General features: G+C 77.4%; 1 protein-coding gene. It reads right to left on the bottom strand.

Translation table 11 applies throughout. The features are described 5' to 3' along the window. Positions 1-851 (bottom strand): PP2C family protein-serine/threonine phosphatase (locus tag C3481_RS16025; RefSeq protein ID WP_181021962.1); only part of this gene is annotated, 851 nt, incomplete at both ends.

Here is an 851-nt window from a genome sequence, read left to right as displayed (position 1 = left end):
GGTCCATCGGGTCGCCGGTACGGTGCAGCAGCCCGTCGGTCGTAGAGCAGGACCGTCTCCCCGGCCTCCGCCTGGATCTCCACGCTGGGCGCTCCCAGCAGGCGAGCATGCCGAGCGGCGCGGAGACGGAGGTCTCGGCGAACTCGGTGCGCCGCTCGCCGGTCAGCAGCGGCGGACTGTGCCCGGCACCGGCCAGGGTGACCTTGCGTACGGCCGGCTCGCAGTAGGCGAACAGGGCGGTGGCCGAGCGGGCCGGCTCGGTCAGCCGCAGCAGCAGTTCCAGGTCGGACAGGACGGCGACCGGGTCCTCGCCCTCCATCACGGCGTACGCGCGCAGGGAGGCGCGCAGCCGCCCCATGGCGGCCACCGCGCTCGGCCCGCAGCCGGTGACCGAGCCGACCGAGAGGCCGAGGGCGGCCTCCGGCAGCGGCAGGGCGTCGTACCAGTCACCGCCGCCGCGCGGGCCCGCGCGGTGCCGGGCGGCGAGCTGGACGCCGGCCACCCGGGGCAGCCGGGCGGGCAGCAGTTCCTCGGTGAGGGTCGCCACGCACGCGCGCGTGCGCTCCACCTCCAGCAGCCGGGCGAGGTGCTCGGTGGCGTGCCGGACGTACAGGCCCACGAGGTGGCGCCGGCGCTCGTGCGGCTCGGCCGGTTCGTCGTAGAGCCAGACGACGGCGCCGAGGCGGCCCGCGGACTCGGTGGCGAGCGGGAGGGCGTAGCTGGCGGCGTAGCCGAGGCGGGCGGCCACCTCGCGGTGGCGCGGGTCCAGGCCCTCCTCGGCGAACAGGTCCGGGTGGACGATCTCGGCGGCGCCGCGGGTGTCGTACGGCAGGGCGCCGCGCGGCACGGTC

The sequence above is a fragment of the Microbacterium sp. Ru50 genome (assembly GCF_002920555.1).
GTDB lineage: Bacteria > Actinomycetota > Actinomycetes > Actinomycetales > Microbacteriaceae > Microbacterium > Microbacterium arborescens.
Note: the sequence above shows the minus strand (reverse complement) of the source record. Positions and strands in the feature narration are given on the sequence as shown.